Source organism: Mesorhizobium sp. B2-8-1, from assembly GCF_006440955.1.
GTDB lineage: Bacteria > Pseudomonadota > Alphaproteobacteria > Rhizobiales > Rhizobiaceae > Mesorhizobium.
This window is the reverse complement of record NZ_VFTX01000002.1, coordinates 429,006-444,089: the sequence shown is the minus strand read 5'-3', so window position 1 is coordinate 444,089 and position 15,084 is coordinate 429,006. Positions and strand designations below refer to the sequence as shown.

The 15,084-nt window shown below is 62.0% G+C and carries 16 protein-coding genes; 1 reads left to right on the top strand and 15 read right to left on the bottom strand.

What is annotated here, in order from left to right:
• Positions 1-185: 185 nt before the first annotated feature.
• From FJ428_RS30865 to cyoA, 15 genes are all read right to left on the bottom strand, one after another.
• Positions 186-311: a hypothetical protein gene (locus FJ428_RS30865; protein ID WP_263490097.1), complete on the bottom strand. Its 126-nt coding sequence runs from the start codon at positions 309-311 to the stop codon at positions 186-188.
• Between the two features lie 227 nt (positions 312-538).
• A complete protein-coding gene (locus tag FJ428_RS06445) occupies positions 539-925 on the bottom strand; it encodes a c-type cytochrome (RefSeq protein WP_224519045.1) in 387 nt (128 codons plus the stop codon).
• 1 nt (position 926) lies between these two features.
• Positions 927-1,805 carry a cytochrome c oxidase assembly protein gene (locus FJ428_RS06440; RefSeq protein WP_140559931.1) on the bottom strand — a complete coding sequence of 293 codons (879 nt, stop codon included), beginning with the start codon at positions 1,803-1,805 and terminating at the stop codon, positions 927-929.
• Positions 1,802-2,143 carry a hypothetical protein gene (locus FJ428_RS06435; protein WP_140500656.1) on the bottom strand — a complete coding sequence of 114 codons (342 nt, stop codon included), beginning with the start codon at positions 2,141-2,143 and terminating at the stop codon, positions 1,802-1,804. The genes FJ428_RS06440 and FJ428_RS06435 overlap by 4 nt, the downstream gene beginning before the upstream one ends.
• Before the next feature lies 1 nt (position 2,144).
• On the bottom strand, positions 2,145-2,750 hold the full coding sequence (locus FJ428_RS06430; RefSeq protein WP_140559930.1) for a cytochrome c oxidase subunit 3: 606 nt from the start codon (positions 2,748-2,750) through the stop codon (positions 2,145-2,147).
• Positions 2,747-4,717, bottom strand: a complete 1,971-nt coding sequence (gene ctaD / locus FJ428_RS06425; protein WP_140559929.1) for a cytochrome c oxidase subunit I — start codon at positions 4,715-4,717, stop codon at positions 2,747-2,749. Before ctaD ends, FJ428_RS06430 begins: the two co-directional genes overlap by 4 nt.
• Positions 4,714-5,727, bottom strand: a complete 1,014-nt coding sequence (gene coxB / locus FJ428_RS06420; protein ID WP_140559928.1) for a cytochrome c oxidase subunit II — start codon at positions 5,725-5,727, stop codon at positions 4,714-4,716. The genes ctaD and coxB overlap by 4 nt, the downstream gene beginning before the upstream one ends.
• The gene (locus tag FJ428_RS06415) at positions 5,724-6,257 is read right to left on the bottom strand and encodes a c-type cytochrome (RefSeq protein ID WP_140500652.1); all 534 of its coding nucleotides are present in this window, start codon (positions 6,255-6,257) and stop codon (positions 5,724-5,726) included. Before FJ428_RS06415 ends, coxB begins: the two co-directional genes overlap by 4 nt.
• Positions 6,254-7,123, bottom strand: coding sequence for a substrate-binding domain-containing protein (locus tag FJ428_RS06410; protein ID WP_140517461.1), 870 nt, complete (start codon positions 7,121-7,123; stop codon positions 6,254-6,256). The genes FJ428_RS06415 and FJ428_RS06410 overlap by 4 nt, the downstream gene beginning before the upstream one ends.
• Positions 7,104-8,864 (bottom strand): methanol/ethanol family PQQ-dependent dehydrogenase, encoded by a 1,761-nt coding sequence (locus tag FJ428_RS06405; RefSeq protein ID WP_263486650.1) that lies wholly within the window; start codon positions 8,862-8,864, stop codon positions 7,104-7,106. Before FJ428_RS06405 ends, FJ428_RS06410 begins: the two co-directional genes overlap by 20 nt.
• Positions 8,865-8,986: 122 nt before the next feature.
• Positions 8,987-9,823, bottom strand: coding sequence for a heme-binding protein (locus FJ428_RS06400; RefSeq protein WP_224718639.1), 837 nt, complete (start codon positions 9,821-9,823; stop codon positions 8,987-8,989).
• Positions 9,824-10,137: 314 nt separating this feature from the next.
• Complete coding sequence (cyoD, locus tag FJ428_RS06395) at positions 10,138-10,548, bottom strand: cytochrome o ubiquinol oxidase subunit IV (protein ID WP_140517457.1); 411 nt, start codon at positions 10,546-10,548, stop codon at positions 10,138-10,140.
• Entirely contained in the window at positions 10,545-11,219 is a 675-nt protein-coding gene (cyoC, locus tag FJ428_RS06390; RefSeq protein WP_140521305.1) for a cytochrome o ubiquinol oxidase subunit III, read from the bottom strand. The genes cyoD and cyoC overlap by 4 nt, the downstream gene beginning before the upstream one ends.
• Positions 11,216-13,219, bottom strand: coding sequence for a cytochrome o ubiquinol oxidase subunit I (gene cyoB / locus FJ428_RS06385; protein WP_181167226.1), 2,004 nt, complete (start codon positions 13,217-13,219; stop codon positions 11,216-11,218). Before cyoB ends, cyoC begins: the two co-directional genes overlap by 4 nt.
• A gap of 2 nt (positions 13,220-13,221) precedes the next feature.
• Positions 13,222-14,283, bottom strand: coding sequence for a ubiquinol oxidase subunit II (gene cyoA / locus FJ428_RS06380; protein ID WP_140565781.1), 1,062 nt, complete (start codon positions 14,281-14,283; stop codon positions 13,222-13,224).
• 479 nt (positions 14,284-14,762) lie between these two features.
• Between cyoA and FJ428_RS06375 the strand changes: the two genes are divergently transcribed.
• Positions 14,763-15,068: a preprotein translocase subunit YajC gene (locus FJ428_RS06375; RefSeq protein ID WP_140521307.1), complete on the top strand. Its 306-nt coding sequence runs from the start codon at positions 14,763-14,765 to the stop codon at positions 15,066-15,068.
• Positions 15,069-15,084 lie beyond the last annotated feature (16 nt).

Below are 15,084 nucleotides of genomic sequence, written 5' to 3'. Positions count from 1 at the left end.
TACAAGTGCGGAAGGCTCCTCCCGCGGCAATGCATGCTTCCCCAGCAACTCCTCCAACGCGTGGTCGGCAACCTTATGGGTGTTCGAGCGGCGCGGATGGTCTCGGCGACGATCCCAGTTCGTGATGGTCACTCACATCTTGCGCTGGCAGGTAATAAAGCCCGTACGATCGGAAGGCTGGGCGATCAGAGGCAGTGGCATGTCTTGATCAGGAAGATTACTCCCACGGAGTAAGGCAGGGCTAAAAGCCCCAAGGCGATCCAGAAGCCGGATTCGGCCATTGCGGCGAGATCTGACAGAAGTTGCTTCATGTCGCCTCAGTCCTCGCCCCTGATCGCTCCGCATCCGATCCACAAGGAAAGAGCCCGCTCTTGAGGGAGGGGGAAGCGGGCTCTTGGCTGGGGCTTATGACCCAGCAGCACGGCGGACTTGAATTTGTACTGTGCCGGCTGCTGTCCAAACCATAATCGGGCAGCTTTGTTCCCCGGTCGTCGGCTATGGTCCTGGGCACAGCCCGTGATCCCGCCGAGGCGGCGGTCTATCTCAAAGCATAGAGATAGGCGGCGATGTCACGCGCTTGCTGCTCGGTGATGCCGGTGGAGGGCATGGCGGTGTGCGGATTAACGTCCCTTGCTGATCGTATCCAGCGGATCATGTTCTCCGGATTGTTAGCCAGCACGCCGCCAACATAGATCCTGTCAGATAGACTGGCGTCTAAGCGCGGGCCGACGTGGCCTACCGCACCGGGTACACCGGTGATGGTGTGGCAGCCGGCGCAGCCATTCGCCAGCATGATCGGTACCGCACGTGCGCCGACGCCGCCGGTAGCGGCGTCCGCCTCTTGCTGCACCCGATGGGCTCGGTCGGCCCACAATGCGAGCGCGCCGCCCGCGACGACCAGCAGAATGCACACGGCGATGATCAATTTAGATGGGCCAGGGCGCATGCGCGACCTTCCTGGTTCCGCTCGTCGTTATCCAGAGGCCGGCCAGCAATAGCGCTGCCCCGCCATAGATAAGGCCGGCCGGGACCCACATAACGAGCCCGGCAAGCTGCTGGTCTTCGATCGGGCTTAAATTCCACACTGCCGCCCCGGCAGCATTCTCCGGGTACCAGAGCTTCGGCGATAGAAGAAGCAGGACGCCGAGCAGGCCGGTGTGCAGGGAGGTGAAGAAAAGATGCATCACGGCACTTCCATAGGCCTGCTGTTGGCCTTGGCGCGGCAGCAACGCCCACCAGAAGAGCAGGCCGGTGCCGAGGAAGCTCGCATGTTGCGCATAATGCAGCACGCCATGCTCGAGCGCTGCCTCAAACAGGACCGGAATGTGCCACACCCATATCGCGATCCCGTGAACAATCGTTGCGGTGACAGGCCGGCTCGCAAAGGTCCAGAGCGTTCGCAGCGATTTGCCATGCCCGACCGTGCCCAGGGCGCGCCGGAACGTTACGGGAAATGCCCACAGCAGAGCAGGGGCGGGGCAGGCGATGACCAGCAACGGCGCCGCCACTGCCATCAGCAACTCGTGCTCGATCATGTGCGCGACAAACAGCCGCTCGCCGAGAGCATGGATCGGACTGACCAACGCTGCCGTCAGTACGCTCCAGCCGGCGGCAAACAGCAGCGCCTGACGCATCCGTAGCGGACGGCCGCGAGTGCTGCGGCGCCACAGCCGCATCGCACCGGCCATGTAGATGAGCGCGACGGCCGTCAGCGGGGCCGTGATGGGAAGCGCAAGTGTCCATCCGGCCTCGGGCGCGCCGGAGCCATAGCAGATCGAGGTGGAGAAGAGAGTGGCCAGGTTCATCGCAGACACTCGTCCAGGATAAGTGCGGCGCTTCCCTGCATGATGATGACCAGTGCAAACAGGAGAGCCGCCAGCATGCCGAGATCGGCGACGAAATGCTCGGTACCGCGCGTGCGTTCTGCTTTGAAAGCAGCGCCGCCTTGCCGCTTTGCCTGCCAGGACAGAGCACCGCCCAGAAGCGAGAACAAGGCCAGCAGCAACGCTAAGGGAAGCACGACCGGCACCTGGTGATTGCATTGCCAGGGAACCAGCGAGTAGTTCAGTTGCGTCGAGACCGCCCAAGCCAACGGGCCCGACAAAAGCCCACCCCAGGAAGTTCCCAACCGGACCGCGCGCATGTCAGCCGAGCCTCGGTACCCAGTAGATCAGCAGATAGATCGGAAGCCAGGTTGCGACCACGAAATCCCAATAGAAAACATTGTCGCCGACGTCGCCGAAGCGTCGCCCGCTATAGCCATGGCGCGTGAACATCAGCACCGTCAGCACGATCGTATCGCCGACATCTGTTATCAGATGCGTGGTGTGGAGCCCGAGCAGCACCCAAAGCATCGAGCCGTAGGCGTTCGTATCCCAGTAAACGTTCAAGGCCGGAAACTCGAACCAGCGCACAAGGAGCGGGGCGAGGCCGAGCAGCGACATGACAACCAGTCCGATCCGCACCGGCACGATGGCGCATTGCTTGGCATAGCGATCGAGGATGTGGTTCGGCACCAGGCTGGCGATCAGCAGCAGCGTGACGATCGTTCCTGGCCAATGGTTCGGCTGCGGTGCACTCAACGGCCATTCAGGCCAAGAGACCGCCAGGTAGAGATAGGCGGCTGCGGCGAGCGCAAAGCCGGTGCCCTCCAGAGCCATGAAAGCGAGCGTGCCCCACCAGGTCGGGCTGCGCGAACCATGCCCAAAGGTGGGGAGACCGGAAACATCTGTGACGGGACGCTCGTTCATTCCTCGTCCTCCAGATCACCTTTTGGCCAGAACCAGCCGATCAAGGTGACGGCGATTGGCAGGGCGCCCCACACGATGGCCCAGGGGGTGAAGATCGAATAGAGAAACGTGCCGCCTACGGCGAACGCTGCAAAGAGCGGCCAGATCGACGGTGTCGCCGATTTCTCGCGAATGTCGGGATGCGCTTCAGCGACTGTCGAGACCAGCAGCTCGCGCGCGTCGACGCGAAGCCCGGTCGCTACGGGAAGAGCGTCGCGCTCGGCCCAGAGTGGCTCCGCGTTGGTGACGACCGGAATGCGCGCGAAATTATAGCTCGGCGGCGGCGAGGGCGTTGCCCATTCCAGGGTGCCGGCCTCCCAGGGATTGTTGCCTGCCGCTGCGCCTTTCAACGCGCCATGCACAAGATTGAAGGTGAACAGGACGAAACTCAGGAAGAAGACCACCGCACCTGCTGTTATGAACAGGTTGATGTTCCCCCAGCCAAGCTCGGCCGGATAGGTGTAGACCCGTCGCGGCATGCCCCACAGCCCCACGATGTGCATCGGGAAAAAGGCGGCGTTGAAGCCAATGAAGGCCAGCCAGAAATGCAAGCGGCCCAGGCGCTCGCTCATCATGCGGCCGGTGATTTTAGGAAACCAGAAATAGGCCGCACCCAGCAGCGGGAATACCGATCCGCCGATCAGCACATAGTGGAAATGCGCGACGACGAAGTAGGTGTCGTGCACCTGCAGATCCAGCGGCACGGAGGCCAGCATGACGCCGGTGAGACCGCCGATGACGAAGATGAAGAAGAAGCCGAACACGAACAACATTGGCGCGCGGATCACCGGTCTGCCGTCCCACATCGTTGCCAGCCAGCAGAAGATCTGTACGCCGTTGGGAATAGCGATCATCATGCTGGAAGCGGTGAAGAAGCTGGCGCCGAGCTTGGGCAGGCCTGTCGCGAACATATGGTGGACCCACAGGCCAAAGGACAGGAAGCCGACCGCGATCAACGACAGAACCATGCCGAGATGGCCGAACACCGGTCGGCGGGCGAAAGCCGGGATGATCGAGGAGACCATGCCGGTCGCCGGCAGGAAGATGATGTAGACCTCGGGGTGACCGAAGAACCAGAACAGATGCTGGAACAGCAAGGCATCACCGCCTTCGGCCGGGTTGAAGATGTGTGTGCCGACCAGCCTGTCGAGGATCAGGAATGTCGAGGTGATCATCACCGCCGGCATTGCGAAGACGACGACAAAGGAGGTGACCAGCATCGCCCAGACGTATAGCGGGATCTTGTCCAGCGACATGCCGGGAGCACGCTGCTTCAAGATCGTGACGATCGTCGCCACTGCCACAGCCAGTGAAGACACCTCGGTATAGGTAATCATCTGCGCCCAGACGTCGGCGCGCTTGCCAGGGGCGAATTCGGGACCGGACAGCGGCACATAGGCGAACCAGCCGACGTCCGGCGCCATGTTGAGAGCGAAAGACACCCAGGCGAACAGGCCGCCCGAAACATAGACCCAGTAACTGAACGCATTCAGCCGCGGAAACGCAATGTTGCGGGTGCCGACCATCAGCGGCACGAGATAAATGCCGGTCGCCTGCACGATCGGTACCGCGAACAGGAACATCATCGTGACGCCGTGCATGGTAAACAGCTGGTTGTAGAGGTCCGGCCCGATCAGCCCACGCTGTGGTCCCGAGAGCTGAACACGCATAGCCACTGCGTTGAGCCCGCCCAGACACAGAAAGATAAAGGCAGTGATCAGATAGCGCCTGGCGATCACCTTGTGGTCGACGCTCGAAAGCGCGCCGACGATGCCGGGGGGCGTACGCCAGGTGCGCTCCAGCCGCCGCTGGAGATCGGCTTGCTCCATGCCGGTATCGCGCGGTCCGTCATGCTCGGGAGCGAGATCTCCCTTTGCTTGGGCTTCCGCCCGCAGGTCGCGTCCGCTCGTCAGGTCGGCGCTGGTCATTTCAGCCCCTCGAGGTAAGCGACGATGGCATTGAGCTCGTCGCCATTGAGAGCCATTACAGGCATGTGGGAGCCGGGCTTGATGCCTTGCGGATCGGCGATCCAAGCGGCGAGATTGCCGCGGCTCATCGTCAGCGTTCCGGCTGCGAGAGTTTGCCGGCTGGCTATATGGGTAAGATCGGGCGCTACCGTGCCGCCTGCGGGTGTGCCGCCGATCCTGTGGCACATCACGCAGGGCCGCTGGAGGAAAAGATCCGCGCCGGCCTTGGCTTCGGCATTGGTCGGAGCGGCGGCAGGCCGCAACTGGTCGTCCAGCCAGGCATCGAACTGCGGCCGCGGCTCGGCAATGATGAAGGTGCCCATGTTGGCGTGCTGCGCGCCGCAGAACTCAGCACATTGACCACGATAGACGCCTGGCTTGTCAGCCCTGATGTCCAACACATTCATATGTCCGGGGATGAGGTCGAGCTTGCCGGCAAGGCTCGGCACCCAGAAGGAGTGGATTACGTCTGTTGAACTCAAAAGAAGCCGAACCGGCTCGCCGGCCGGAATATGGATCTCGTTCGCCGTCGTCAGGATGCGGCTTGGCTGAGCATTCTCGTAGCGCACTTCCCACCACCATTGGTGGCCGGTCACGCGGACCGTCAGCGCCTCGTCCGATCCGATCCCGGCAAGGGTCCGGTTGGCGAAGAAGCTCAGCAGGGTCAGCCCAATTAGGATCGCCGCAGTCACCCCAACCGCGGTCAAGACCACGCGCATTTTGCGATGTTCGGAAGCGAGGTCGAGCACGAGCGGATCTTTTCCTGTTCGAACTCGCTGGAACAGGGTGGCGACCAGCACGACCATCACCAGCATCCACACGGCCGCGCACAGGGCAGTGAAAAACCAGATCAACCAGGCGAGCTCGCCCGCGGCCGGGCCTTTCGGATCGAGAGCGGACTGCCAGCCGCTGCAACCTGAAAGCGCCAGGAGAGCGGCTGCGCAACTCGCTTTGGGAAAAAATCGTTTCACGGCGATTTCCCCAGCGTCGCGGCATCGGGGAGGCGATTTTCCGACGGATGGACCATCATGTCGTCGTTACGCTGCGGTGCGGCGGAGGAGGGGGCGTTGCCGCTCAGCGAACGTACGAAGGCTGCAAGCTCCCAAATCTGATCATCGGGTATCTTGTTTCGGAAGCTAGGCATGCCGTTAGGCCGCCCGTCCCGGATCGTTGCGTGGATACTCTCGATCGAGCTGCCGTAAACCCACTTCTCATCCATCAGCGCCGGTCCCATGCCGCCGCCGCCATTGGCATGGCACCCCGAGCAATTGAACCAGCTGAACAGGCGCTTGCCCTCGCTGAGATGAAAGGCGTTGGCCTCGAAGCTGGCAGCCTTGTTGTCGCTCGGGAGCGGCCTTTGGCCGCCTGGCTCCAGTGCAGTCACCGGCGTTGGCTGTTGGCCGGACCCAAGGGCCGATTGCGGACGTGTGTCGCGCTCTTCCCGCTGGCAAGCGGCAAGGGCCAGCATCGCCGACAAGAGCACGGTGAGGTTCCGCCTCATCGGTCCGCGCTCCCGCCGATATCAAGGCGCGGCACACCGTATCGGGCCAGGGTCGCGTCGATCTCAGCCTTGTGCTTGGCAAGGGCTGCATCCACTTCGTCGCGCAGCGCGTCGTCCCCGCGTCGGACGCCCATGGAGATGTCGTAGACCATTGGCAATTGAGGCCCGTCGATTCGAGGTGTCACGGGCGTGATGCGCAGCGGTGTCTTCTGCTTGGCGGCGAAATAACCGGCGAGCGGGCCCCAGACGACGGCAACATCGATCTCGCCGCTGGCCACCGCCTCGACAATGCGCGCGGGCGGGTTGGGAGCCGAATAGTCGCCATAGACTGGATAGCCGACGAGATGACCGACAATGCCGCGGCGGCCGAGTGCCTGGGCCGGTGGGGAGTTGGCCCCGTCATCGCCGATGAGCTGCACGCCGATGCGCAGAGTGCGCAGGCGTGGATCGTTGAAAGACGTGATCTCGGGACTGTCCCGCCGCGTCACGAAGACATAGGTCGAGCGGTAATAGGGAGCGGTGGCGCGGAGAATTTCGAGATTGGCGGGAGTGCCAGGTATGAGATCGCACAGGCCTGCCTTGAGCGTGTTGCGAACGAAACCGCGGCGTTGGGCCCACCAGGTATAGGAAAGTCTTGCATCCAGCTCTTTGGCGATGATCTGGGCAATCTTGTTTTCGAAGCCCTGTCCAGCGGCGTTGGAAAACGGCATGTTGTTAGGGTCGGCACATACCTTGAGTTCACGTGCGTCGGCGGCAACCGCGAAGAGCAGCGAGGCAAACGCTACCACCGCGACCACAAGACGCCCGTTCGCCTCGCGTCTTCGAACTGCCTTCAACTCGAAAGCATCAGGGGAGCCGGAACACATAGAGCGTGCCTCCCGCCGTGGTCGCGTTCTTCAGGTCTTTCATCGCATTGACGAAGCCGAGCGCGGCGGTAGCGTCGCGCGGGTCGAGGTCGCCCGATACGATCGCGCCGGCCCAACCGCCGACGCCCGACAGGATCGCGACGTATTGGTGCCCGTCGGGGCCGCGATAGGTGACCGGCTGGCCGATGATCCCGGACGAGGTCTTGAACTGCCAAAGCAATTCCCCTGTCCTTGCGCTCACAGCTTTGAACCAGCCCTCCATTGTGCCGTAGAACACGACGTTGCCGGCGGTGGCGACCGCGCCACTCCACACCGGAAAATTCTCTTTAAGGTTCCAAGCTGGCTTTGCGGCCGCGATGTCCCAGGCGGTGAAGGCACCGCGGTTGCCACCCGGGCCCGGGATCATGCGCACATTCATGCCGACATAGGGGGTGCCGGCGATGTAGTTCACCTCGAGGCCTTCTTCGTCCATGCACAGATTGTTGTGTGGGATGTAGAGCAGTCCTGTCTTCGGCGAGAACGCAGATGGCTGCCAATCCTTGAGCCCGGATGCTGTCGGGCAGATATCCCGGATCACCCTGCCGGTGCCGGTTTTCTTGTCCGGGTTTTCGATCAGGCGCCCGGTTTTCAGATCGACGCCCTTGCTGGAATTGACGACCCCATAGGGTGTCGCTGACAGGACTTCCCCGGTGGTCCGATCCAGAATGTAGAGATAGCCGTTGCGCTCCGGGCGGACGAGCACTTTGCGCGGCTTACCCTGCCAATTCATATCGAGCAGGATCTGCTCGTTGATGCCGTCGTAGTCGTGCAGGTCGTGCGGGCTCCATTGGTAGAACCATTTCGCGGCTCCGGTATCGGGATCGCGCGCGAAAATCCCGGAGGTCCATTTGTTGTCGCCGGGCCGAAGGTCCGGATTCCACGGCCCTGGATTGCCGGTCCCGTGATAGATCAAGTTGAGGTCCGGATCGTAAGAGATCCAGCCCCACATGTTGCCGCCGCCGATCTTCCAGGCTTCCGGCGGCCATGTGGTCACGCCAAGGTCCTTGCCCTTGTCCATGTCGTAATGCGGCTTGAAATCCGGCCCGATCAGCACGTCCTTGTCCGGTCCGGTGCCGTAAGCCGTCCAGACGACATGTCCGTCCCCCGCGTCCAGCGCCTTGACCCAGCCGCGCACACCCATCTCGCCGCCGGAATTGCCGACCAGCACTTTGCCCTTCACCACAAGCGGCGCCATGGTTATGGTCTCGCCGATATTGATGTTGCCGACATGCGCGTTCCAGACCGGTTGGCCAGTGGCGGCATCCAGCGCGATCGTGTGACCATCCAGCGTGTTGAAGAAGAGGCGCCCGTCGGCGAAGACCGCACCGCGGTTGACCACGTCGCAGCAGGCAACGCCCTGCGCGGCAGGCTCAGGATTTGGCTCGTACTTCCATTTCATCGGCCCGCCCGGTTTGGAAAGATCGAGCGCGTAGACGATGTTTGGAAAAGGTGTCACGATATACATCGTGTTGCCGACGACGAGTGGCGCCGCTTCCTGACCCTTGTTCACTCCGGTCGAAAAAGTGAAGGCAACTTGAAGGTTCTTGACATTGTCCTCGTTAATGTCCGCCAGTTCGCTGTAGCGCGTCGAGGCATAATTCTTAGCCGGCATTGTCCATTGGCCGTCATCAGGTGGCGCGGCCGCGGCGGGCGGTGTGATGGCAGGTGTCACCGCGGACTGCGCGGCCGCGGCGTTCAGCAATGAGCAGCCTGCGGCCAGCACCAGCCACTTCAACGGCCTAAAGCCGAAACCGCGGCCCCTTTCCGCTCCTCGGCCGTCTGGTGTCGCAGATGCGTATTTCCCCGCCACTTTCAGAGATCCCCTCATTTGCGGATCGAACCTCCCACTCCGGCGCCGAGTTCGGCCGCGACGTCCGCCTCGGTTCCCGCGCACAACGGATGACCCCAGCCGGAGGCGCTCTTTCCGCCAGGATCGAGATCGTAGACGATGGCGTCCTTGGCGTTGGGGTTGACGCCCGCCGGAACCTTGTCCAGGCCCAGGGCCGCACGCAGGCGCCAAGCGACATTGTGATCGGCGCAGGAGGAGTCGCCGCTGATGCCAAGCCCGCCGACAATCGTTTTGCCGTCGTAGAGAGCAAGGCCGCCGCCAAATGCCACGACGCCGCCGATCGGCTTGCCAATCAGCGGATCGCTCGCACTCCCAAAGGTCTTGCTGTCGCCGGCATAAGCGGCTGCCTGGTTGACAGGATTGGTAAGCTGCAAGCCGAACAAGGGGCCACCCGGCTGAACAGAAGCATATAGATTCGCCGTCGAGAGAGCCATCTGGGCAACGCTGAGCCCGTTGGCCGTGCTGGCCTTTTCGGCTGCGATCAGCCGGCTGCCGGGCCACTGCGCATCGCTGGTGGGGCCGCTGAAAGCAACGGCGCAAACTGTCCCGTCACGCGTAACGATCGCCGCCCATTCATTGGTCTCGAAGCCGCCATTGGCGGGGCCTCCGCTTGCTTTGACGTTTGCCTTGAGGGCAGCCAGGAGCTTGGCGTGGTCGGCGGGGCAGGGTAGCTGTGCCCAGGCCCTGCTTTGCAGCAATGCACAATTAACGAGTACCAGGAGGCTGAAAGCCAGGGAGGAAAGCTGTGGGCGACCCATGATCCGGAGCATTCGTTGAACACAATGTGGAAAGTGGGAGCGCTCACAGAGCAACGAATCCTCGCCCGATCCCTTGGCAAACTGAGCTATGTTCCCACACTTTCAATGGAACTCGGACGAGGCCCCTATGTTCCTAGTTCCTGAAATTATGATGGAAGGCACAGACGTTGCGACCATGGGCAGCAGCTCATTCTGCCGCCGACCGTGAGCGGGCCGATATAGACATTGCCGGGCCAAACAGCTCGCCAGCTCCTCACCGCTCTCCGCACCTATGGATTTTCGACGCCTGAAAGTGCAGACGCTATGCGCAAGGTAACCGAACCGACGGACAGGCGGTTTTGCGCCCAGGCCACAGACCTGGAACCGCGTTATGGCATCATGTGAGCCTGGTGCGCATCCATCGCTCCCATGTTCTGGCTGAGATGATTCATGATCCACACCGAGCCCAAAACGACCAAGGTCACGATCAGCACACCGAAAGCGAGCGCGAGCACGTTGTTGGTGTTGTCAGGTCCTGTCGTCAGGTGCAGGAAGAAGACGAGATGGACGCCCATTTGTGCGATGGCAAGCACCGTCAGGGCCGAGATCACGGCCGGCTGGTAAATTAGATCGGTTTGTGCCGCAATGAAGGACGCCACTGACAACAGGATTGCCAGGCCAAAGCCCAGCAGATAGCCGGAAAGGCCTCCCGCCACCTCGTGTTCCTCGCTGCGTTCTTCGCCTGGTGCGGAATCGCGGCGGTCAAGCATGTCCTCGTTCCGGCTGTCCATTTCGCTCATGATGACGCTCCCAGCAGATAGACCAGGGTGAAGATGGCGATCCAGATGATGTCGAGCGCGTGCCAGAACAGGCTGAAGCAGTGAAGCCGGCGCAATATGTCGGGACGAAAGCCTTTTATCCAGAGCTGCGCCATCATGGTGCCGAGCCAAAGCAGGCCAAGTCCAACATGGGTTCCGTGGCAGCCCACAAGGGCGAAGAACGCGGACAGGAAGGCGCTGCGTGATGGGCCCGCCTGCTCATTCACCATGGCCGCGAATTCCTGCACCTCCAGGAACAGGAAGGCCGCACCAAGCAGGCCGGTCACCAGCAACCAGAACTGGGCGGCGGCCATTGACCGGCGGTGGGTCGCGAGCATCGCAAGGCCGCCAGTGAAGCTCGAGGTGAGCAGCAGCGCCGTCTGTGCCGCGACGCGCGTCAACTCAAACAGCTCCTTGCCTGTTGGCCCGCCCGCCGCCGAATTGGACAGGACGGCATACGCGGCGAAGAAAGCCGAGAACATTATGATGTCCGACAACAGGAAGATCCAAAAGCCGTAGGCAACCGTGACGAACTTCGAGGCCGGGCCACCCTCGCCGTGGCCGGTCGCCGAGAATACGTGGTGGCCATGCCCTGCGGTGCGACCCAGCCGGTAGGGATCGCGCGTTGCGGTGCCGGCGGGGATGTCGCTCATGCCACACGCTCGCGTCTGCGCATCCAGGCACGCTGGGCTGCCTTTCGGTCAAGATCGATGCGGCCGACCTCGTCGGCAGGGATCTCGTAATCGCCATGCTCGCGCCAGGCGAATACAACGAAGGTGGCATAGGCCCCGATGAAGCCGACAACCGCCAACCACCAGATGTGCCAGATGAGCGCGAAGCCAATCAGAGTGCTGAAGAAGGCGGTGACGAAGCCTGTGGGGCTATTGCGCGGCATCTCGATCGCCTCGTAGTCCTCTTCGGTCTCCTGACTCTGCTCGTCCATTGCCCTTTGCTTGATGGTCCAGTAGGGCTCCTCGTTTTCGACATGCGGCAGCCGCGCGTAGTTGAAGACGGGCGGCGGCGAGGATGTCGACCATTCCAGCGAGCGCCCGTCCCAAGGGTCGCCGGTCTCGTCGCGCAACTCGTCGCGATGCCTGATCGAGACGACGAGCTGCGTGATCTGGCATGCGGCGCCGACGATCATCACCACGATTCCGAAGGCCGCCACGACAAGCCACGGCGCCCACATATCCATGTCGATATGCTGAAGGCGGCGGGTCATGCCGAGAAGGCCGACGATATAGAGCGGCACGAACACCAGAATGTAGCCGGCAAGCGTGACCCAGAACGCCGCCTTGCCCCAACCCTCATGCAGCCGGAACCCGAAGGCTTTCGGGAACCAGTAGGTGAAGCCGGCAAAGGCCGCGAACAGCACGCCCGAGATGATGACGTTGTGAAAATGCGCCACGAGAAAGAGCGAATTGTGCAGCATGAAATCGGCCGGCGGAACGGCGAGCAGCACGCCGGTCATGCCGCCGATGATGAAAGTGGTGACAAAGCCTAGCGCCCACAGCATTGGCGTTTCGAAGCGCACGCGCCCGCCATACATGGTGAAGAGCCAGTTGTAGATCTTGACCCCGGTGCCGACGGCGATAACCGAGGTGGCGATGCCGAAAGCCGCATTGACATCAGCGCCGGCGCCCATGGTGAAGAAGTGGTGCAGCCAGACCATGAAGGAGACGATGCAGATGAACATCGTCGCCGCAACCATCGAACGATAGCCGAACAGCGGTTTCGACGAGAAGGTCGAGAAGATCTCCGAATAGATCCCGAAGGCGGGAAGCACGAGGATGTAGACCTCGGGGTGACCCCAGGCCCAGATGAGATTGACGAACATCATCTGGTTACCGCCGGCTTCGTTGGTGAAAAAATGGAAGCCGAGATAACGGTCGAGGGTTAGCATGGCCAGGGTTGCGGTAAGGATAGGGAATGCGGCGACGATGAGCATGTTGGAGGCAAGCGAGGTCCAGCAGAACATCGGCATGCGCAGATAGCCCATGCCTGGCGCACGCATCTTGAGGATGGTGGTCGCCAGGTTGACGCCCGTGAGCAGGGTGCCGACGCCGGAGATCTGGATCGACCATAAATAGTAGTCGACGCCGACGCCTGGCGAGTAGGTCGTCTCCGACAGCGGCGCATAAGGCAGCCACCCGGTGCGCGCGAACTCGCCGACGACGAGCGAAATGTTGACAAGCAGCGCGCCGGTCGCGGTCAGCCAGAAGCTGACTGAGTTCAGCGTCGGGAAGGCGACGTCGCGGATGCCGAGCTGCAGCGGGATGACGAAATTCATCAGCCCAATGACAAAGGGCATCGCGGCGAAGAAGATCATGATCGTGCCGTGGGCCGAAAAGACCTGGTCGTAGTGCTCCGGCGGCAGGTATCCCGGCCCGTGGATGGCGAGCACCTGCTGGGTGCGCATCATGACGGCGTCAACGAAGCCGCGCAGAAGCATCAGCGCCGCCAGCACGATATACATGACGCCGATCCGCTTGTGGTCGACGGAGGTTATCCACTCATGCCAAAGATAAGGCCAGTAGCCTTTGATCGTTACCCAGATCAGAACGGCGGCGGCGGCCAGGAAGACGATCAGGGCCGCGCCGAGCGGAATAGGCTGGTCAAAGGGAACGGCCGACCAGTCGAGCTTGCCGAGCATCGTCATCCTCCTTCATCGTGCTGGTGAGCCATGGGCGGCGCTCCCGCCTTGGGCTCAGCTTTCGGGCTCACCTGCGGCTCTCCGGCGGCGGTTCCAGCAGGTCCCGGCCCCGGAGGTAGCGTCTGGTGCACGACCGCATCGAACAAGCCCGGCTGCACATGGCCGAACGAGGATGCCGGCGCGTTGATGCTTTGCCTGGCAAGCTGGCGATAGGCGCTGGCGTTGAGCACGCCGCCTCCGCCATGCAAGGAGGAGGCCCAACTGGCGAAGGCGTCAGCCGAGACTGCCCTGACACGGAAATTCATGTCCGAAAAGCCATCGCCACTGAAATGCGCCGACAGGCCGAAATACTCGCCCTCGCGATCAGCCTGCAGGTTGACCTCGGTCTGCATGCCGTTCATGGCATAGACCATGCTGCCGAGCTGGGGCACAAAGAAGGTGTTCATGACGCTGGCCGAGGTCAATCTGAAACGCACCGGCATGCCGGTTGGAATAACCAGCTGGTTGACCGTTCCGACACCTTGATCGGGATAGAGGAACAGCCACTTCCAGTCGAGCGCCACCACTTGGATTTCGAGTGGCGGCCGGCTGGAGTCGATCGGCTTGCGAGGATCGAGATGGTACGATCCATAATAGATCAAGCCACCGAGGAAGAGGATGGTCAGCGTCGGAATCGACCAGACGATGAGCTCGATCCGGCCGGAATAGGTGAACTCTGGATCATACCGAGCCCTGCGGTTCGAGGCACGGAATATCCAGGCGAAGGCAAGCAGCGCGACCAGCGTCGGAATGACGATGACCAGCATGACGGCCAGTGAGTTCAGGAGGATCGTGCGGTTCCCCGCGCCGACCGGTCCCTGCGGGTCGAGCACGCCCCCCGCGCAACCCGACAGGGTTACCGCCGCGAAAATCCAGAGAAGCGATAGGCCTCGACTACAACGGTGTAACACTGGAAAACATCTTAGCCAGCCGCCGTCCCGGGGATGAGTACCTGCATAACTGAGGCGCGGGCTGCTTGTTCCGCAAAGATGCGCTTTTGTCTCCAACGGCGAAGGGCGCTGCATCGAGATGACGGAGCGTCTCGCGCGCCCCATGCTCCGATCTCAACTTGTTCTACGTCAGCGTTACGGCAAGCTGGCGCCCGTGTGGTCGGCCTGCCTTGTCGGCCACGCAATTCGCCTCAACATTTCGCGAAAAGAGACTGCGCCTAACGTGCTGCAGGCTGGATGCTTCTCCTGCGGAAACGGACAGCAAATGTCCAACTCGGGGGTACCGCCGGTGCTACGGCGAACGCGAGCCCTACAAGATGCAACCCAACCTCGGGCGAGACGCCGTTGCGCGCTGGGACGTTTCGCGATCACGCAATATCGGTTGGCTTGGCTCTTAAAGGTTCCGCCCCCGTGTGCTCCTCCCCGGCGAGCTGTTGAGCCCGCGGCTCGCGATCCGCGTCGGCACGTCTCCGATTGCCTGCTATGTAGGTGCGATTTCAGGCAACCAACTCAAGCTGCCAGCATTGATTTGGGATAGTCTCGGGAGAAATGCCATGCTGCAATTCAACCTGCCTCGAGAAGTTGCAATCGGTGATGAAGTTGCCCTGACGAGTACGGTCATGGACATGCTTCCCAGTGGACGCGCCAGGGTGAGCATCCCCTCCTATGATCGTCCTTATGCGATCGATGCGCCCCCCAGAACTCACGTCGGAGACAAAGTCGTTCTTGTTGGGGACGTCACTCGGGTCGATCCCGCAACCAACAAGCTGAGCGTACGGATTGACTGTGGCGGTGTGGTTACCGTCCACAAGTCGGCGATCATAAGGCTCAAGAAGAATTGCGCGGCCCGAAATGGCTGACGCACCACCCTGCGAC